At 65.4% G+C, this 18767-nt stretch carries 22 protein-coding genes; 11 read left to right on the top strand and 11 right to left on the bottom strand.

The genetic code is table 11. The features are described 5' to 3' along the window. The first annotated feature begins 81 nt into the window (after positions 1-81). Positions 82-447 carry a response regulator gene (locus IC762_RS22665; RefSeq protein WP_246801682.1) on the top strand — a complete coding sequence of 122 codons (366 nt, stop codon included), beginning with the start codon at positions 82-84 and terminating at the stop codon, positions 445-447. Positions 448-559: 112 nt separating this feature from the next. Here IC762_RS22665 and IC762_RS22660 read toward each other — a convergent pair whose 3' ends face one another. The 6 genes from IC762_RS22660 to thrS form a co-directional block, all read right to left on the bottom strand. Beyond that, on the bottom strand, positions 560-790 hold the full coding sequence (locus tag IC762_RS22660; protein ID WP_195784439.1) for a DUF6894 family protein: 231 nt from the start codon (positions 788-790) through the stop codon (positions 560-562). A gap of 98 nt (positions 791-888) precedes the next feature. Further along, complete coding sequence (locus IC762_RS22655; RefSeq protein ID WP_349629724.1) at positions 889-1044, bottom strand: hypothetical protein; 156 nt, start codon at positions 1042-1044, stop codon at positions 889-891. Between the two features lie 59 nt (positions 1045-1103). After that, entirely contained in the window at positions 1104-1310 is a 207-nt protein-coding gene (locus IC762_RS22650) for a cold-shock protein (RefSeq protein ID WP_195784437.1), read from the bottom strand. A gap of 30 nt (positions 1311-1340) precedes the next feature. Next, complete coding sequence (locus IC762_RS22645) at positions 1341-1583, bottom strand: hypothetical protein (protein ID WP_195784436.1); 243 nt, start codon at positions 1581-1583, stop codon at positions 1341-1343. Positions 1584-1720: 137 nt separating this feature from the next. Beyond that, positions 1721-2284, bottom strand: coding sequence for a nitroreductase family protein (locus tag IC762_RS22640; protein WP_195784435.1), 564 nt, complete (start codon positions 2282-2284; stop codon positions 1721-1723). An 88-nt stretch (positions 2285-2372) separates the two neighbouring features. Continuing rightward, positions 2373-4415 carry a threonine--tRNA ligase gene (gene thrS / locus IC762_RS22635; RefSeq protein WP_195784434.1) on the bottom strand — a complete coding sequence of 681 codons (2043 nt, stop codon included), beginning with the start codon at positions 4413-4415 and terminating at the stop codon, positions 2373-2375. 173 nt (positions 4416-4588) lie between these two features. Here thrS and IC762_RS22630 point away from each other — a divergent pair, with 173 nt between their 5' ends. Together IC762_RS22630 and IC762_RS22625 are read left to right on the top strand one after the other, a co-directional pair. Next, positions 4589-5836: a hypothetical protein gene (locus tag IC762_RS22630; RefSeq protein WP_195784433.1), complete on the top strand. Its 1248-nt coding sequence runs from the start codon at positions 4589-4591 to the stop codon at positions 5834-5836. A 28-nt stretch (positions 5837-5864) separates the two neighbouring features. Further along, positions 5865-7079, top strand: coding sequence for an MFS transporter (locus tag IC762_RS22625; protein ID WP_195784432.1), 1215 nt, complete (start codon positions 5865-5867; stop codon positions 7077-7079). A 5-nt stretch (positions 7080-7084) separates the two neighbouring features. Here IC762_RS22625 and IC762_RS22620 read toward each other — a convergent pair whose 3' ends face one another. After that, the gene (locus IC762_RS22620) at positions 7085-8383 is read right to left on the bottom strand and encodes an alpha/beta hydrolase (RefSeq protein WP_195784431.1); all 1299 of its coding nucleotides are present in this window, start codon (positions 8381-8383) and stop codon (positions 7085-7087) included. Between the two features lie 312 nt (positions 8384-8695). On the opposite strand from IC762_RS22620, the gene IC762_RS22615 reads away from it, so the two are divergent. Together IC762_RS22615 and IC762_RS22610 are read left to right on the top strand one after the other, a co-directional pair. Further along, positions 8696-10066: an APC family permease gene (locus IC762_RS22615; RefSeq protein ID WP_195784430.1), complete on the top strand. Its 1371-nt coding sequence runs from the start codon at positions 8696-8698 to the stop codon at positions 10064-10066. Positions 10067-10068: 2 nt separating this feature from the next. Then, positions 10069-11274, top strand: a complete 1206-nt coding sequence (locus IC762_RS22610; protein WP_195784429.1) for a hypothetical protein — start codon at positions 10069-10071, stop codon at positions 11272-11274. A gap of 21 nt (positions 11275-11295) precedes the next feature. Here IC762_RS22610 and IC762_RS22605 read toward each other — a convergent pair whose 3' ends face one another. Further along, a complete protein-coding gene (locus tag IC762_RS22605) occupies positions 11296-11469 on the bottom strand; it encodes a hypothetical protein (RefSeq protein ID WP_195784428.1) in 174 nt (57 codons plus the stop codon). 205 nt (positions 11470-11674) lie between these two features. Beyond that, positions 11675-11989: a membrane protein insertion efficiency factor YidD gene (yidD, locus tag IC762_RS22600; protein ID WP_195790239.1), complete on the bottom strand. Its 315-nt coding sequence runs from the start codon at positions 11987-11989 to the stop codon at positions 11675-11677. A gap of 310 nt (positions 11990-12299) precedes the next feature. On the opposite strand from yidD, the gene IC762_RS22595 reads away from it, so the two are divergent. Next, complete coding sequence (locus IC762_RS22595; protein WP_195784427.1) at positions 12300-13217, top strand: hypothetical protein; 918 nt, start codon at positions 12300-12302, stop codon at positions 13215-13217. Positions 13218-13234: 17 nt separating this feature from the next. Then, positions 13235-13660: a GFA family protein gene (locus IC762_RS22590; RefSeq protein WP_195784426.1), complete on the top strand. Its 426-nt coding sequence runs from the start codon at positions 13235-13237 to the stop codon at positions 13658-13660. Positions 13661-13885: 225 nt separating this feature from the next. On the opposite strand, the gene IC762_RS22585 is transcribed toward IC762_RS22590, so the two are convergent. Beyond that, the gene (locus tag IC762_RS22585) at positions 13886-14332 is read right to left on the bottom strand and encodes an iron-sulfur cluster assembly scaffold protein (protein ID WP_195784425.1); all 447 of its coding nucleotides are present in this window, start codon (positions 14330-14332) and stop codon (positions 13886-13888) included. A gap of 243 nt (positions 14333-14575) precedes the next feature. Here IC762_RS22585 and folE point away from each other — a divergent pair, with 243 nt between their 5' ends. The 4 genes from folE (at position 14576) to IC762_RS22565 (ending at position 18160) form a co-directional block, all read left to right on the top strand. Then, a complete protein-coding gene (folE, locus tag IC762_RS22580) occupies positions 14576-15253 on the top strand; it encodes a GTP cyclohydrolase I FolE (protein WP_195784424.1) in 678 nt (225 codons plus the stop codon). 27 nt (positions 15254-15280) lie between these two features. Next, positions 15281-15703 carry a phosphoribosyl-AMP cyclohydrolase gene (hisI, locus tag IC762_RS22575; protein ID WP_195784423.1) on the top strand — a complete coding sequence of 141 codons (423 nt, stop codon included), beginning with the start codon at positions 15281-15283 and terminating at the stop codon, positions 15701-15703. A 100-nt stretch (positions 15704-15803) separates the two neighbouring features. Beyond that, positions 15804-16811: a transglycosylase SLT domain-containing protein gene (locus tag IC762_RS22570; RefSeq protein ID WP_195784422.1), complete on the top strand. Its 1008-nt coding sequence runs from the start codon at positions 15804-15806 to the stop codon at positions 16809-16811. A 170-nt stretch (positions 16812-16981) separates the two neighbouring features. Then, on the top strand, positions 16982-18160 hold the full coding sequence (locus IC762_RS22565) for a DUF2336 domain-containing protein (protein WP_195784421.1): 1179 nt from the start codon (positions 16982-16984) through the stop codon (positions 18158-18160). 13 nt (positions 18161-18173) lie between these two features. Here the strand turns inward: IC762_RS22565 and IC762_RS22560 are convergent, their stop codons facing one another. Next, positions 18174-18764 carry an Hpt domain-containing protein gene (locus IC762_RS22560; protein ID WP_195784420.1) on the bottom strand — a complete coding sequence of 197 codons (591 nt, stop codon included), beginning with the start codon at positions 18762-18764 and terminating at the stop codon, positions 18174-18176. Positions 18765-18767: the final 3 nt, after the last annotated feature.

Genomic DNA, 18767 nt, shown 5'->3' with positions numbered 1-18767 from the left:
AACTTGGTGGAACAATCCAGCGCCCCGCATATTGTGCTCATGGTCAGGACCGGAAGGTGGAAAGCCCATGCCCACGTGAACATATCGCGCAGGAAGGCGGGTGTCGTATTGGTTGTCGAGGATGAATTCCTCATCCGCCTGAACGCTGTCGATATGATCAGGCAAGCCGGGTTCGACACCATCGAGGCGACCGACGCGGATCAGGCCATACTGATCCTCGAGAGCCGCAACGACATCGTTGCCGTATTTACCGATGTGCAGATGCCGGGCTCGATGGACGGCTTGCGGTTGGCAAGAACGATCCGCGGACGTTGGCCGCCCGTCAAGATCATCGCGACCTCAGGCGACGTCACCGTGGGTCTGCAGGACATCCCCGAAGGAGGGCGGTTCTTGTCGAAGCCCTACACGCAGGCTCAGGTCACCGCGGCAATCGCCGAAGCCTGCTAAAGCGCGATTGCGGTTCGACTCAGCTCCGTGGGCTTGCAAGGGCTGCGTCATCGACAATGGCGGAGTTCGGATGCGGGCCGGAAGCATAGGCCGTTCGGCCGGGAACCGATCGCTATGGCTTCAAGGGATCGAAGATGAATGCGGCCTTGAAGACCGGGCGGTCGCTGGTGCGCACCTCGATCGCCATGTCATGGCGCTCATCAAGCGGCGTCAAATCCTTCGCCAAATCAGCGAGTGACATCGCCGCCTCGACCGCGGCCGCGGCCTGATCGCTGAGGTCCAGTCCTTCCTCGTCGGGATAGAGGAATTGGCCGTCCTTGATGTCGAAGTAATAGCGCGTCATGGCCGCTCGCTTGAAGGAGCCCAACGATCGGGTGCCGTCGAGCGCAAGGCGGCGCCCCTAGGCCGGAGCATCGCCCCGGCTGGCGCTCGCTAGCTCGATCACCGTTTTGGTCTCGGCTTCGGCTTCAGCTGGGCGATCGGCTCAGCTGACTCCTTGGCCAACCTCAACTCGCGCAGGCGCGCCATGTTGGTGCGAATCGCGGCGTCCTGTTTGGCCACGTCTGCGATCGCCCGGGCGCCTTCTTCCTTCGCCAAGCGCTGTTTCTCGGCTCTCGCCGTCTGCGCCGACGGCAGACTGCCGGTCGCCTTGGACACTAGACCCGAAGGTTTTCAGCGCTGCTCTTGCCGCGCTTGGTGTCTACCGTGACCTCATACGAAAGCTTCTGGCCCTCGGCCAGGCCGGAAAGACCGGCGCGCTCGACTGCGCTGATGTGAACAAACACATCGCTGCCGCCGTCGTCCGGCTGGATAAAGCCAAAGCCCTTGGTGGCGTTGAACCACTTCACGGTCCCAGTTGCCATAGTCGCGTCCTTTACATTGTTCGCCGCCGATTATTCGGGGCGTTCGCGTTCCAGCTGATTGGCTGCTGCAAGCCTGGAGCCGATGTAGTTCGAGAGATCACCGACTTCCTCGTCGAGGGTCGCTTTCGACAACCCGACGGAAGCAGCCATTTCCCCGCATCGGAGAGTTAGCGCAGGCACGCTTTGTTCGGCGCCCAAGGCGCCGCGCGGCTCGCGCGCATGGACGCTGTTCGCGATCCAGAAATCTATGAATTCACGGGCATTGTTGCTCACGAGAGCAGCTCCTGCGGCACGAAGGCGGGAGCACAATCATCTCTCAGGTACCGAGGCCCAGTTTCGTTCCCGGCAATGTCTGCAACATTGCACGATTTCATCCGGCATTGCTAGGCCGAATTCGGGCGCTCCGCGTCCTAGAAACGCGTCACGACGTCGGACAGCGCAGGGCGCGGGCGATCCTCGCTCGGCCTGGTCGGGGTGCCGATATGGATCATGGCGACGAGCTTCTCGTCTGGCTTGAGGCCGAGACCGTCGAGCACGTCGCGGTCGAACACGAACCAGCCGGTCAGCCAGCAGGCGCCGTAGCCGAGCGCGCTCGCCGCGGTGACGATGTTCATCGCGCTCGCGCCGGCCGACAATTCCTGCTCCCACGGCGGCACCTTCGGGTGCGGCCTGGTGAAGGAGACCACGCCGATCACCAGCGGCGCATCGGTCAGGCGCTTCTTCTCGACCTCGATGTCGGAGGCCGGCGCGCCGGGATTCTTCCGGGCAAACACCTTTGCGATCACGTCGCCGGCGCGGGCGCGGGCCTCGCCCTCGAACACGACGAAGCGCCAGGGCGCGAGCTTGCCGTGGTCGGGCACGCGCGCGCCGATCGTCAAGATGGTCTCGAGCTCGGCCGCCGACGGGCCGGGCCCGGTCATCTCGCGCGGTTTCATCGAGCGGCGGGTCTTCAGGAGTTCAATGGCATCGGGCACGAAAATGTCCTCAGGAACTGGGTGGCCGTGTCCCCGAGATAGGGACACGGCCGGGCCTGCGAAAGCCAATTTAGACCGATTGTGAAGCTCAGGCGACCGACCGCGTCCGCCTGACGTCGGGCGGGGTCGCTTCGTCCACCAGCGCGGCGATCGCCTCGTCGGTCGGCATCACGGTCTGCCGCTCGCTGCCGAGGCGGCGGACCGACACCGAATGCGTCTCGGCCTCCTTCTTGCCGACCACGAGCAGGGCCGGGATCTTGGCCAGCGAATGCTCGCGGACCTTGTAGTTGATCTTCTCGTTGCGCAGGTCGATCTCGACCCGCAGGCCCGCGCGGCGCGCAGCGGCCGCGACCACCTTGGCGTATTCGTCGCCCTCGGAGGTGATGGTGGTGACCACGACCTGGGTCGGCGAGAGCCAGAGCGGGAAGTTGCCGGCATAGTGCTCGATCAGGATGCCGATGAAGCGCTCCATCGAGCCGCAGATCGCACGATGCACCATCACCGGCGCCTTTTTCGATCCGTCATGATCGATGTAGAACGCGCCGAACCGTTCCGGCAGGTTGAAGTCGACCTGGGTGGTGCCGCACTGCCAGTCGCGCCCGATGGCGTCGCGCAGCACATATTCGAACTTCGGCCCGTAGAACGCGCCTTCGCCCGGATTGATCTCAGTCTTGATGTGGTTGTTCTTGGCCTGGATCTCGTGCAGCACCGTCGCCATCACGCGCTCGGCGTGATCCCACATCTCATCGGTGCCGACCCGCTTGTCCGGCCGGGTCGACAGCTTGACGGTGAGCTCGCCCTCGAAGCCGAAATCGGAATAGGTCGACATGATCAGGTCGTTGATCTTGAGGCACTCATCGGCGAGCTGCTGCTCGGTGCAGAACACATGCGCGTCGTCCTGGGTGAAGCCGCGCACCCGCATCAGGCCGTGCATCGCGCCCGACGCTTCGTAGCGGTGCACGACGCCGAACTCGGCGAGCCGCAACGGAAGGTCGCGATAGCTCTTCAGCCCGTGCTTGAAGATCTGCACATGGCCCGGGCAGTTCATCGGCTTCAATGCAAACCAGCGCTTGTCCTCGGCTTCGTCGCCGGCGGATTGCGCCGCGAACATGTTCTCGCGGTACCAGTCCCAGTGGCCCGAGGTCTCCCACAGCGCCTTGTCGAGGATCTGCGGCGCGTTGACCTCGTCATAGTCGCCGACCAGCCGCCGCCGCATATAGGCGATCAGCTGCTGGAAGATGGTCCAGCCCTTCGGGTGCCAGAACACCACGCCGGGGCCTTCCTCCTGGAAGTGGAACAGGTCGAGCTCGCGGCCGAGCTTGCGGTGGTCGCGCTTCTCGGCTTCCTCGATCTGCTTCAGGTAAGCGTCGAGGTCCTCCTGCCTGGCGAACGCCGTGCCGTAGATCCGGGTCAGCATCGGGTTGTTGGAATCGCCGCGCCAATAGGCGCCCGCGACCTTCATCAGTTTGAAGGCATTGCCGACCTTGCCGGTCGAGGTCATGTGCGGGCCGCGGCACAGATCGAACCAGTCGCCCTGGTAGTAGATCTTGATCGGCTCGTTGCCGGGGATTGCGTCCACCAGTTCGACCTTGAAGGCCTCGCCCTTGTCGCGGAATACCTGCTTGGTCTTTTCGCGGTCCCATACTTCCTTGGTGAACGGCTTGTCGCGCGCGATGATCTCGCGCATCCGCTTCTCGATCGCGGCGAAATCTTCCGGGGTGAACGGCTCGTTGCGGAAGAAATCGTAATAGAAGCCGTTCTCGATCACCGGGCCGATCGTCACCTGCGTGCCCGGCCACAGCGATTGCACGGCTTCGGCGAGCACATGCGCGGCGTCGTGCCGGATCAACTCCAGCGCGCGCGGGTCGTCGCGGCCGATCAGCTCGATTTTCGCATCCTGCTCGATCGGATCGTCGAGGTCGGCAAGCGTGCCGTCGAGCGCCATCGCGACGGTGCGCTTGGCCAGCGAGGGCGAAATGCCCTTGGCGATGTCGAGGCCGGTGGTGCCTTTGGGGAATTCGCGTGTCGCCCCGTCGGGGAAAGTGATCGCGATCTTGTGCACGGGTTCGGCGGGCTTGAGGTTGGACAGGCTGTATTGGAATCCGGATTCGGATTTCGGCGTCTCGGACATCGATGTCTCCTGTAGCTCACTCCTGCGAACGAGCGCAGGTAAGCGGAAAGCAGCGGTATAGCAGGGGATTTGGCACCTGCAATCCGGCAATATCAAGAAAATCGCCGCTTTCGGCCGTGCCGATCATCGTTTAACTTCCCGAGCGATTTCCGCTGGGGCAACGCTAGAGTTTCATGTCTGTCCGTCTGCTGTTTCTTTTGATCGCGCTGTTGATCCCTGTCGTGTCGCTGGCGGCGGAAACGCCGGCCGAGAAGGCCGGATATGCGCCGAAACTCACGATCTATCTGGCGAAAGGGGCGGCGAACGCCTGCGGTGCCGGCTGCGACCGCTGGATCGCCATCGAAGGCGAGATCGATCGCGACGCGGCGGCGCGGATCCGCCGCTTCCTTGCCGGCGTCAAGGACACGCAGCGTCCGATCTTCCTGCATTCGCCCGGCGGCAATGTCGAGCAGTCTTATGCCATCGCGCGGCTGTTGCGCACCCGCAAGGCGATCGCCCGGGTCGGCCGCAGCATCGTGCCGGCCTGCGCGGCATCGCAGGTCGACGCCAAATGCCTGAAGATCAAGAATGCCGCCGGCGAGATCGAGGCCGAGCTCGTCACCCGCAACGCGATGTGCAATTCGGCCTGCACTTACCTGTTCCTCGGCGCCGTCGACCGCGCGGTGGCGCCGGACGCGCTGATGGCGGTGCATAATTCCAGGCTGACGCTGGTGGTCCACGGTCATCCGCCGCCGCAGCTGGTCGCCGATTACAGGAAGCGCCAGATGGTGACGGCCGATCGCGATCGCGCGGCCTTCGTCGCGGCGATGGGGATCAAGCGCGAGCTCAACGACCTGATCCGGACCGTGAAGTTCGAGGACCACCACACCCTGACGCGGCCGGAGCTCTATCGCTTCGGCATCGACACGCGGCCACTGGCTGAAACCATGTGGACGCTGGAGAAGGGCGAGCATCCCTACATCCGCAAGATCGCGATGGAGAGGCGCGGCGACGACGGCGCCAACTTCCGGATGATGGAATGGCGGCTGCTGTGCGAGAACAGGAATCGCGTGCCGTTCATGTTCGTGCGCGAGTTCGACGAGGCTGCCGCCGGCAAGAAATCCATCGTGATGGCGGCCGGCGCCGACAATTCCGACGAGATCGGCGGATCCCTGGTGCGGTTCGGCAAATACGAGGTGTGGAGCGGCTCGGTCGCGCCCGACGGCGTCAAGGCGATCGCGGCGTCGCCATCGCTACAGGTCCGCGAAGCCGCGGCGATGCCGGACGGCAAGGCGACGATGACGAAGTTCGAGATCGACACGATCGGCCTCGCGCCGGCATGGACGCAGCTCGTGGCGTCGTGCCCGGCAGCGCCGGCCGCCGCGAAGCCCGCCGGCCTGCCGGCGGCGAGCGCGATACCATCGGCAACGCCGCAGCCCTGAGGGCGAGGCCGCGCGACCGATCGGCGCCATGCATTTAGATGCAGTTGCATTAATCTCGGCATCTGCTAAGACGCCGCCCGTGAAACGCTTCGCTCCCACCGCATTGATGCTCGGCAATATCGTCACCGGCTGCTCGGTGATGGCGCCGGCGGGCATGCTGGCCGAGTTGTCCAACGGCCTCGGCGTCTCGATCCACACCGCGGGCCTCCTGATCACCTTCGGCGCGATCGTGCTCTGCGTCGGCTCGCCGCTGACGGCATGGCTGACCAGCCGGATCGAGCGCCGCGCGCTGTTGACGGCGACGTTGCTGGTGCTGGCGCTGACCAACGCGGCGTCGGCCTTCGCGCCCGACTATGACAGCCTCTTGATCATCCGCATCGTGATGCTCGCGATCGGCGTGATCTACACGCCGCAGGCAGCCGGCACCGCGGCGCTGATCGTGCCCGCGGAGAAGCGCGGCAGCGCGATCGCCTACATCTTCCTCGGCTGGTCGCTGGCGGCCGCGGTCGGGCTGCCGCTGATCACCTTCATCGCCAGCCGTTACGGATTCCGCACCGCCTATGGCGCGATCGCGCTGACCGGCTTTGTCAGCGTCGCGCTGCTGTGGTGGCGGCTGCCCGGCAAATTGCATGGTGCGCCGGTGGATCTGCGGACCTGGCTCGATCTCGGCCGCAATCCGTTGATCATCCTGCTGCTGTCGGTCACGACGCTGCAGATGTCCGGCCAGTTCGTGGTGTTCACCTTCATGGGACCGCTGCTGACCCGGCTGACCGGCGCAGGCCCCGATGCCATCGTGGTCGTGTTCGCGCTGTACGGCGTCGCGGGCTTCGTCGGCATCGCGGTCGCGACCCGCATCGTGGATTCCTGGGGCGCGTGGCGGACCTCGCTGCTGTTCACCACGCTGCTGCTGACCGGCGTCGCCGGCTGGGCGCTGAGCGCCGGCGTCTACGCGCTGATGGCCGCGTCGGTTGCGGTATGGGGGCTCGGCTTCGCCTCGACCAATTCGATGCAGCAGGTGCGGCTGGTCGGTGCCGCGCCGCAGCTGGCGTCGGCATCGGTCTCGCTCAACACCTCGGTGCTGTATGTCGGCCAGGCCATTGGATCGGCGATCGGCGGGCTGCTGTTCGCGCGCGAATGGCTGTTCACCGCGGGTTATGTCGCGGCTGCCTTCGTCGCCGCCGCACTTGCGATCGTGATCGCGACGCGGCCGCGCCGGGCAGCCTCCGCGGCCGCGGCCGAATAGCGCAATCAGCGGCTCGTCGGCACCGGCGCGCTCGCGATCCGCGTCAATGCGGGAGCCGCCGCCATCTTCGTCAGCACTTCCTTGATCGGAAGCTCGGTCCAGGCCTGCGTCACATAGCTGCGATGGGTGATGCCGTCGCGCGTCTCGACGAACACCACGCTGCCGGGCCGCAGCGGCGCGTCCATGTTCTCGCTGACCGTGATGCCCTTGTTGCGCAGCATCGACATCAGCTCGCGATCGCGCGGCTTGGTGTAGTGGGTGTAGGACGAGATGAAGAAGCCGGTGCGGTTCTTCTCGATCCAAGCGGCGAACTTATCGAGCTCGCCATAGACGGCGTCGAGCAGCAGCACGCCGCGGACGCGGTTGGTGGCGCCGCCGACGTCGAGGCTCCAGGCCGTCGGCAGGAAGCCGCCGCTGTAGCCGACGATCACCACCGGCATGTTGGCGAACGCCTGCGCCGACCGCGGATCGCCATAGAGCCGGGCGAGTTGGCTGGCGGATTCGTCGAGGAAGCGCTTGAAGCCGCCCGGCTGCCAGAACTTGCCGGCACTGGAGTCGGCGGCATCGACCGCCATCTGCGGCGCAAGCAGCACCGCGTTGAGGCCGGACTCGGTGATCTGCTGCGGCACCAGCTGGCGGTCGCGCACGTCGCGCTCCAGGGTCGCGCCGTTGCCGTGGAAGAACACCACGATCACGCCGGGCTTGCTGATGTCGAAGCTCTCCGGCACGTGCACCAGCACGCGGCTGTCATTGTAGGTTTCGTTCTGCCAGTAGACGCGGCCGGAGTAGCTGCGGTGACCGCGGCGGTCGCCGTTGCCGACATTGAGGAACGGCGCGTCGGTCTTCGGGTTGTTGCCGAAATACGGGAAGGCGGATGATTTCATGCTGACCAGCGTGGTCAGTTCCTCGCGCTCGGTCTGGCGCGGCAGCGTCAGCGTCGGCGCGATCGAGGCGACGCGGACCGGGGAGGGCGCAGGCTTCTGCGGCGTTGCCGCCGGCGGGGTAGCTGCCGCGACGACGGGCCGCTGATACGGCGCAAAGCTTTCCTTCTCGGTCGGGAAGCGGTCCTTGAATTGCGGCGCCGGAAAACGGTCCTCGAAGGTGTCGCCGCCGGCCGGCTGGGTGTTGGCCGCCATCATGTCGACATTCGGCGCCTTGCCACACTGGGCGAGCGGCAGGGTGAGCGGGATCAAGAGGCAGGCGGCTGCAAGCCGGGCGCGCGACAGCGCAAATCGTGTCGCGCCGGGTATCTTCACCCAGCGCGCACGATCATCACTGGCCAATTTCGGCTGTGCCCCGAACATCCCCAAATTGCCTCGAACCCACCGACAAGCGGCATATTTCAGCTCGTCAGTATTTAGGTCTCGTTAAGCGTCCGGAGCGTTTCCCCACATCCGGAAGGCATTATAAGACCATTCAATCATGTCCTGATTGTGGGGAGCCCTTCGCGTCGGAACTCGCGGCAATTGGGCGTTCTTTTCTTGAGATCGCCAATCGGTGTCAAAATACCTTTTTGGTATGCCAAATTAAACCCTTGTTAACACTGCTTGAATTGCGCCACGCGAGTCTGCACCATGCAATGCTCAGGCGTTCGGCGGCTTGAAGGACTGGTCGAGATGGCGGCATCACCCACGGGAAGCGCGGCGCTGCGCGGCCCGCTTCCCGGCACTGGCTCGACCGTTTCGGTCCTGACCGCGACCGCGATCGTCGTCGCCGACATGGTCGGCGTCGGCGTCTTCACCAGCCTCGGCTTCCAGGTCAAGGACATCCCGTCCGGCTTTTCGATCCTGCTGCTATGGACCGTCGGCGGCATCGTCGCGCTGTGCGGCGTGTTCTCCTATGGCGAGCTCGGTGCGATGTTTCCGCGCTCCAGCGGCGAATACAACTTCCTTGGTCGCGCCTATCATCCGGCATTCGGCTTCCTCGCCGGTTGGGTGTCGGCGACGGTCGGCTTTGCCGCACCGGTCGCGCTGGCGGCGATGGCGTTCGGCGAATATGGCCGCGCCATCCTGCCCGATGCGCCGCCGACCGCGCTCGCCGTCGGCGTGGTGTGGCTGGTGTCGTTGATCCAGCTCACGGGGGTGAAGCATTCCTCGACCTTCCAGCTGGTCGCGACCGTGCTCAAGGTGGTTCTGATCGTGGCCTTCCTGGCCGCTGGCTTTGCGATCGCGACGCCGCAACCGGTGTCGTTCGCGCCGTCACAGGCCGCGTTCTCGCAGGTGGCGAGCGCGCCGTTCGCGATCAGCCTGGTGTTCGTGATGTACTCGTTCTCCGGCTGGAACGCGGCGACCTACATCATCGGCGAGATGCGGATGCCGGAGCGCAACCTGCCGCGCGCGATGCTGACCGGCACGCTGATCGTGCTGGTGCTCTATGTCGCGCTCAACGCCGTGTTCCTGCACTCGGCGCCGATCGACAAGCTCGCCGGCCAGCTCGACGTCGCCCGCATCGCCGGCAGCTACATCTTCGGCGAGCTCGGCGGTCGCATCGTCGGCGCGATGATCTGCGTCGGGTTGATCTCCTCGATCAGCGCCATGATGTGGATCGGCCCGCGGGTGATGATGACGATGGGCGAGGACATCCCCGCGCTCAAGGTGTTCGCGCGGCGCTCCGGCCGCGGCGCGCCGGCCTATGCGATCCTGTTCCAGCTTGCGGTGGCGAGCCTGATGCTGTTGACGCGCAGCTTCGAGGCGGTGCTCGACTTCATCCAGTTCGCGCTGCTGTTCTGCTCCTTCTTCACGGTGGCGGGCGTGATCAAGCTGCGCATCACCCATCCCGAGCTGCCGCGGCCGTACCGGGCCTGGGGATACCCGGTCACGCCGCTGGTTTTCCTCTTCGTGACCGCCTTCATGATGTACTATCTTCTGACGCAGCGCCCGCTGCAGTCGGCGCTTGGGTCCTTGATCATGGTTTCAGGCCTCGTGATCTACGCGATCTTCCGCAAGCGGCCCGATCATCCCCCGACCGAACGCCCGGGTAGCGAATGAGCATGTCATTGCCGTTGAGACTATTGGCGCTGGCAGCAGTGCTGCTGCTGCCGCTTGCGCCGGCGGCGCGCGCCGCCGAGGCGACGGCCGACGACACCGCGCGCTTCCTCGCCGGCATGCCGCCGTCGGCCGATTCGCCGCTGGCGCCGCTGACCAAGGATGCCGTCTGGCAGCGCCACGCGAAGTTCTTCGACTCCGCCTTCGCCCAGCTCGAGCAGCGGCAATTGTCCAAGATCCGCGCCTGGTCCGACGCCAATCTCGCCGCGCCGAAGCCGACCATGTTCTACATGTTCTCGGGCCCGGACTTCCTCTATGCCGATGCGTTCTACGGCAAGGCGACCACCTACGTGCTGAGCGCGCTGGAGCCGCCCGGCGCCGTGCCCGACCTGACGCGCGGCGGTGCCGCTGCGTCGCTGCACAGCGTCGAACGCTCGCTCGGATCGATCCTGAGCTTCTCCTTCTTCATCACCAAGCAGATGAAGACCGACCTGCACGCGGGCGGGGTCAGCGGCACCTTGCCGATCCTCTATGTTTTCCTCGCACGCGCCGGCAAGACCATCCGCGACGTCAAGCCGGTCGCGATCGACGACAACGGCACGCTCGTGGTCGGCGCCGATGTGCCGGCCCACAGCAAGACGCCGGGCACGCGCATCACCTTCGCCGGCGCCGACGGCGTCGAGAAGACCTTGTATTACTTCTCGACCGATCTCTCCAATTCGGGCGTCAAGTCGAGCGGCTTCCTGAAATTCTGCGCGACGCTCGCGCCCGGCAACAGCCTGATCAAGAGCGCGTCCTATCTGCTGCACGCCGGCAATTTCTCGACGGTGCGCAACTTCATCCTCGCCAACAGCGCGACCGTGATCCAGGACGATTCCGGCATTCCGCTGACCTATTACAACGCCAAGGCGTGGCGCTTCTTCCCATTCGGCCATTATCTCGGCCCGATCGACAAATTCCCCGGCCGCTATCAAAAATCCTACGCCGAGCTGTTCCACCGCGCGCAACCGATCGATTTCGGCATCGGCTATCGCTGGCGGCAGCACGAATCCAATCTGCTGCTGTCGGTCAGGCTGCCCGATAATGGCGCTGCGCCGGCGGAGGCGGCCGCCGCGACGGAGGAGGCGGCCCCCGAAGCGCCACCAAAGCCGCGTCCGCGCCGCCCGCGTCCACCACCTCCGCCGCCCGACGGCTTCTGGTTCTGGCGTTAGCTTTTGCAGGCGCGCTGCGCCTCACCACTTCACGCTCTGGCTCGGCACGATGAACGCCGTCGTGCTCGGCCGGTTCGGCTGATGGATGAAATATCCGTAGGCGGCGACGATCACGACCAGCAGGGCTAGCACGGCCAAGAGGTCGACCTGCCGGGGATCGTGACCGTGATCATGGTGGCTGATTTTCCAGCGCATTGTTGTTTCCTCCCCAAGGGGGCACTGAAACAATGCGTGACTATGGGCTTCGGTTCCGCGCGCCTGCAATGCGCCATGAGAGCGTTTTCGAGCGACGTGGATACCGGTTCGCGTGAAGAAAACGCGTCAGAACAAAAACCAGAGCTCCGTTCCGATTCCATCGGAACGGAAAATGCTCTCGGCTGGAAGCGGCGCAGCAAACCGCTCAATGGCTGTCGTTGACGCCGCGCCAGCGGCCGTAGCGCCAGGGCAGGTACCAGTGCGCGCCGTCAGGTTTCGACGATGGCACATTGTCGATGCCCGATGTCCCGAAAGGCTGGCAGCGCAGCAGCCGCGCCAAGGTCATCCAGCCGCCGGCCCACAGCCCGAAGCGCTCGATCGCCTCATCGCCATAGACCGAGCAGGTCGGCAGATGCCGGCAATTGTAGCCGACCAGCGGCGACAGCGCGTGCCGGTAGATCCAGATCAGGCCGCGGCCGAGATTGCGCGGCAGCCGGCGCATCTGCGTGGCACACTCCATGCATTGCGGATGGTGTGACGTTGAATGGTCTGACGATGGCATGCCGCACTCATCTACGTAGTCTTGCGGGGGTTCCAATGCCTTGGAACCCTACTGTTGCAGATATTTACGCCACAGTTCGTAATTATCCCACGGCGCGATGGCGCTGCAGCAAAGGTCCTATGGACGGTCCAGGTCAGCAAGCTTACCGTTCCGATTGCGCGCCGATGACAGAATCATGGCGCATCGACATATGGTTTTTTGACGTGGGGCCGCTGCCGACTTTTGCACCGCCGATTTTTTCACCTGGGGCTCGGGGGAAGGAACCAAATTGAGGCTCGTGACGTCGCTTTCCTTGCGCGGCTGGGCGCTGCTCGGCGCAATCGGCCTGTCGATCGCAGTTCCCGGCACGGTGACCACGCTGGGCAACTCCGCGCATGCCAGCGCGACCCTGGAAGAACGCAAGCTGCCGATGAAGTTCAGCTGGATTGCCTGCCAGCCGAACTGCCGCGGCTGGGTGTCGGCGGTCGGCATCATCACTGCAGATAGCCCGAAGGATTTCGACGAGTTCGCCCGCGGCCGCCAGCTCGGCGGCGCCACGATTGTGCTTGATTCCTCCGGCGGCTCGGTCAACGACGCGATCACGCTCGGCCGCCGCTTCCGCGGTCTCGGCGCGCTGACCACGGTCGGCACCAGCGTGGTCGGAGATCCCGCGCAGGGCGACCGCGCCAGCGTGATGCCGGAGGCCTATTGCGAGTCGATGTGCGTGTTCCTGCTGCTGTCCGGCAAGACGCGCTACGTGCCGCCGGCCGCCCATGTCCGCGTCCACCAGATCTGGATGGGCGACCGTGCCGATGACGCCCGCGCCGCGAGCTACACCGCGCAGGACCTGATGATCGTCGAGCGCGACATCGGCCGCCTTGCCAAATACACCTTCGACATGGGCGGGGGAGGCGAGCTGCTGTCGCTCGCGCTCAGCGTGCCGCCCTGGGAAGATTTGCACGAATTGTCGCCGGCCGAGCTGCGGCTCACCAATCTCGTCACGACGGAATCCGCAGCCGACGTGCTGCCGCGTCAGGACAGCAACGTGCCCGTCGCCGACGCCAAGCCGAAGGATCGCGACCGCTTCGTGAGCAGCGCGGTGGAAGGCGAGGCGCCGCCGCAGCCCGCCAAGCCGACCAAGACCGCCGAAGCCGTGGTGCCGACCGGCGGCACGGGAGCGCCCGCGCCGGTGCAGCCCGCGCAATAGGGAAGCCATCCGGCAACATGGCTGCTGACAGCAACGTTCGGACAGGCCAGTGCCATTGCGGCGCGGTGCGCTTCGAGGTGACGCTCAGCGACGGCTTCAACTCGATCCTGCGCTGCACCTGCTCCTACTGCCGAATGCGCGGCGCCGTCGTCGCCATGGCGGAAATGGGCGGGATCACATTCCTGCAAGGCGAGGATGCGCTGACGAGCTATCGCTTCCACACTGGAGCAGCACAACACTTCTTCTGCTCCCGCTGCGGCATCTACACCCACCATCAGCGACGATCCAACCAGAGCCTTTATGCGGTGAACGTGGCTTGCCTGGACGGGGTGAGCCCGTTCGATTTCGCCGAGGTGCCGGTCACGGATGGCGTCAATCACCCCAACGACACCGGCAAGCCAAGCCGGCGGGCAGGGACGTTGCGGTTCAGCGCGGCGGAGTAACGATCGTCGTCGGCTGACGCGTGAATTGAGCGCTGTCATCGTAATTCGTGCAGCATTCGGCGTCGTCCTGGCGAAAGCCAGGACCCATTACCCCAACTGTCAGTTGTCGCGTTGGGGCCGCGATCCCGGTCACAATCACATTCGGTGGCTATGGGTCCTGGCTTTCGCCAGGACGACAATTGTGTGGGTCCGCGCGGCCCTTACGGGCGCCATGGTCGCCAGCACCTACGCCGGCTGCTTCGCCTTCGCCTCGATCTGGCCGATCGCATCCACCACCGCATCGAATGTCAGCAGGGTCGAGGCATGGCGGGCCTTGTAGTCGCGCACCGGTTCGAGCAGGGCAATGTCGGCCCATTTGCCGCCCTGTGGCGGCGCGCCGTTTTCCTTCAGCATCTTGCGCACGGTCTCGCGCAGCTCGCGCAGTTCGTCCGCCGTCGAGCCCACCACATGGCTTGCCATGATCGAGGACGAGGCCTGGCCCAGCGCGCAGGCCTTCACGTCATGGGCGAAATCGGTCACCACGCCGCCGTCCATCTTGAGGTCGACCTTCACGGTCGAGCCGCACAGCTTGGAATGAGCGGTGGCGCTGGCGTCGGGGGCGGGGAGGCGGCCGAGGCGCGGAATATTGCCGGCCAACTCGATGATCCGCTTGTTGTAAATGTCGTTCAGCATGGGGCAGATGCCTGGTTCCGGCGGGGCCGTCCGCACTTGGCGGCTGGATTTCATCGTCCTATATATGAACGGCGTGGCTGCCGAAACATCCTCCGGCCATGCAGCCGCCGCGGCCCACCTCCGCCGGCGGTGCGCGAGCGAGGGGCAAGACCAGAGATAACGGACTCAGGCGCCCGGCGGCCACACTCCGCCCCGTCTGCCCGGTGACACATCCGGCCGCAAGGCCGGTCGAACGGAGAAGACATGGACGCCTTGATCAAACCGATCCGCCCCAACAAGCCCGCGGACGCCAAATCCGAGCTCGATCCTTCCGAATTCATGGCCGCGGCCGTCCGCGCCGACCAGCCGCGCCCGTCGCGGTCGGAGGCCGAAGCGGCGGTGAAGACGCTGCTCAGCTATATCGGCGAGGATACCGGCCGCGAAGGCCTGCTCGACACGCCGCGCCGCGTCGTCGAGGCCTATGACGAGCTCTATCAGGGCTATCACCAGTGCCCGGCCGAGGTCTTGAACCGCACCTTCGGCGAGACCGCCGGCTACGATGATTTCGTGCTGGTGCGCGACATCGAGTTCACCTCGCAGTGCGAGCATCACATGATGCCGTTCTACGGCAAGGCGCACATCGCCTATACGCCGGTCGAGCGCGTCGTCGGTCTCTCCAAACTGGCGCGGTTGACCGACATCTTCGCCCGCCGGCTGCAGACCCAGGAGCATCTCACCGCGCAGGTCGCGGCCGCGATCGACGAGGTGCTGAAGCCACGCGGCGTCGCGGTACTGATCGAGGCGGAGCATACCTGCATGTCGGTGCGCGGCGTCGCCAAGCACGGCGCATCGACCTTCACCAGCCGCTTCACCGGCGTGTTCCGCGACAATCCGGCGGAGCAGCAGCGTTTCCTGTCCCTGGTGCGAGGACCGGGTCGGTAACCTCGCGATTTCCCGAGCAAGATTTCCGTGTCGAGCCACGATCACGAGCGCGAGGAGGGGCTGGCGTTCCAGCCCAAATTCGACGCGGCAGGTCTCGTGACCTGCGTCGCGACCGACGTCGTGAGCGGCGACGTGCTGATGGTCGCGCATATGAACGACGAGGCCTTGCGCAAGACGATCGCGACCGGCGAGGCCTGGTACTTCAGCCGCTCCCGGGGCGCGCTGTGGCGCAAGGGCGAGAGCTCGGGCCAGACCCAGCGCGTGGTCGAGATCCGGCTCGACTGCGACCAGGACGCGGTGTGGCTCAAGGTCGAGCAGATCGGTGCGGCCTGCCACACCGGCCGGCGCTCCTGCTTCTATCGCGCGGTGAAAGGCGAGGGCGGTGCGGTGAGCCTCGCCTTTGTCGACGCCGAGCGGCTGTTCGATCCGGCGCAGGTCTATCGCAAGTGAGTGTTAACGCGGCATTAACCATAATTGCGGCAGTCTGAACCCGACATATTCTGACACGACAAGGGTGCCGATTGCCGGCGCCCGACAAGGCACCGGATCAATGGCGGTCGACACGATCAATGCCTCGGCGGCGGCAGGTGTCGATCCCTCGCGCCTGAAGGTGGCGGGCGCGATCAAGCAGGCCGCGTCGACGACCGGGACCAGCTTCGAATATCTGCTGACCACCGCGAAGATGGAATCCAATTTCGATCCGCGGGCCGGCGCCTCGACCTCGTCGGCGCATGGGCTGTTCCAGTTCATCGACCAGACCTGGCTCGGCACCGTCAAGGAAGCGGGTCCCCAGCTCGGCTACGGCCAATATGCCGACGCCATTAGCAGGAATTCCGACGGCAGCTATTCGGTCAGCGACGCCAGCGCGCGCAACACCATCATGAAGCTGCGCGACGATCCCAATGCGTCGTCGTCGATGGCAGCTGCCCTGACGCAATCCAACAGCTTCAAGCTGACCGGCATGATCGGCCGCCGCCCGACCGATTCCGAACTCTATATGGCGCATTTCATGGGCGTCGGCGGCGCCGCCAAGCTGATCTCGAGCGCCGAAGACTCCCCGAGCGCCAATGCGGCGGCAATGTTTCCGAAGGCTGCGTCCGCCAATTACTCGATCTTCTACGACAAGTCGGGCAGCGCACGCAGCGTCTCGCAGGTCTATTCGGTGTTGACCACGCGCTATGTCGCGGCGGCCAATGCCAAGGACACCCGCACCGCTTACGCTGCGGCCGGCGGCGACGCGATGAGCTCTACGGCGGTCGCAAGCGCCGTGCCGACGCCGGCGCTGACCATGGACACCGCGTCCTATCTCTCGGGCTTCCCAGATTCCCGCGCGGTGACGCCAGTCGGCGGTGCGTCGTCGACGACCGCCTCGGCGCAGCAGGCGCCGGTGTTCCGCTCGCTGTACCAGGTCGGCGACCGCCCGCAGGCGGTCTCGCCGGCGGTGCAGGAATTGTGGGGCGCGCCGTCGTCGACCACGGCCTCGGCCGTGCCATCGGGCCGCGCGACCGGCCGGCTCGACCTGTTCAGCGATCCGACCGGCTCCTACAGCAGCGGCTAGAGCTTCGGTATCCACTTCGCTCGAAACGCTCTGGTGCGCCTTTCGGCCGTTAACGAAACGGCAACAATCCCAAACGTTTATGGTGAACCCTTTGTTAAGCGTCATGGTTTATTTTCTCCTATAGTGGCGTCGCTCTCCGATGCCGTCTCGTTGCGTAAGCCGGCAGGACCATGATCGTTCGGCAGTTCATTAGTTGGATTAGAACCGCTCCCGCAGGCGAGCGGGCTGAGGCCACCCGAGCCTTGGCGCGGGCCTGGCTCATTTCAGATCTCACCGAAGACGACCGCATCGCGGCCGAAGGCGCGCTCCTGATGCTGCTCGACGATCCGTCGCCCTTGGTGCGCCAGGCGATGGCGGAGACGTTTGCGCATAGCGCCGAGGCACCGGCCGCCATCGTGCGGGCCCTGTCGGCGGACCAGCCGTCGATCGCGCTGCCGGTGCTGGAACATTCGCCACTTCTGATCGATGCCGATCTCGTCGACATCGTCGCGACCGGAAGCGACGAGATGCAATGCGCGATCGCGCGCCGCCTCAATTTGCCGGCCTCCGTCGCCGCGGCGATCGCCGAGGTCGGCTCGGCCGCGGCCGCACTCGAATTGATCGAGAACCCCTATGCGGGGCTGGCACCGTTCTCCTGGGACCGCATCGTCGAGCGCCACGGCCATCTCGCGGCGATCAGGGAATCGATGCTGCAGCTGGAGGATCTGCCGTCCGCGACGCGGATGGCGCTGGTCGCAAAGCTCTCCGACACGCTGGCGCAATTCGTGGTGGCGCGGAACTGGCTCGGCGCCGACCGCGCCGAACGGATCGCCGACGAGGCGCGCGAACGGTCCACCGTGAATATCGCGTCGCGCGCCTTTGGCGGCGACATGCAGAACCTGATCACCCATCTGCGCGCGACCGGCCAGCTCACCGCGGGATTGATCCTGCGCGCATTGCTGTCGGGCAATCTCGACTTGTTCGGCGCCGCGCTCGCGGAATTGTCCGGGCTGCCCTTTGGCCGGGTCTCCGCGCTGATCAACGACCGCGGCGGCAGCGGGCTGCAGGCGCTGCTCAAGCGCGCCGGGATGCCGGAAACCACCTTCGCGGCATTCCGCTTCGCGCTCGAGGCCTGCCACGAGATCGGGTTCGTCGATTCCAGCGACGGCGCGGCGCGGCTGCATCGCCGCATGGTGGAGCGGGTGCTGACGCATTGCGAAACCGACCGTTCGGCCGCCGAACCGCTGCTGATCCTGCTGCGCCGCTTCGCGACGGAATCGGCGCGGGAGGATGCGCGGATGTTCTGCGATGAGCTCGCCGCGGAAGACGCGCAGGCAGATGAGGCTTACGACGACCTGATCGCGGCGTAAGCTGCAATCGCGCCTATTCGTTCGGCACGATGCTCGGCGCCAGGATCGCCTCGAGATGCTCGGGGCGATCGCGATTGGCGTAGGTCAGAAATTCGTCGGTGATGCCGCGCAACTGCTTGCTCAGCACGCCGGCCACGACGGTGGTGTCGAGCTTGGTGCGTTCGCGCACGATCGCCTGCACGGCATTGATGTGGTGCGCGATCAATTGCGCCGGCACCGCGTCGAGATCCGGGGCGTGCTCGATGATGCGGCACAGGCTCTCGGCCGCCACGGCCGCGGACGGATAGCCGAACGTCGCGGCATCGCCCTTGATGTCGTGGGCGGCGCGGAACAGTTCCTGGCGGCTCTGCGCGTTGAAGCCGTCGCGCTTGATCGCCTCATGCGCGGCGGAGAGGCGGTCGGCCTCGATCGTCATCCATTGCTTGAATTCGCCGGACAGCCCCGCGAGCGCCTTCTCGGCGCGGCCGACCGGATCGTCGAGATCGCTTTCGGGCACGCGCAGCAGCACCTTGCGCAACGGGTTGGGCTGCGTGATCACGTAATGCGTGTCGCAGTTCTTGACCTCGATCGTGCCGGATTTGTCCTTCGAAGAGTCCTTGGCCATGAC

Origin of the sequence: Bradyrhizobium genosp. L, from assembly GCF_015624485.1 — a bacterium.
GTDB lineage: Bacteria > Pseudomonadota > Alphaproteobacteria > Rhizobiales > Xanthobacteraceae > Bradyrhizobium.
The sequence above is the reverse complement of the archived record's forward strand: the minus strand, read 5'-3'. Positions and strand labels throughout refer to the sequence as shown.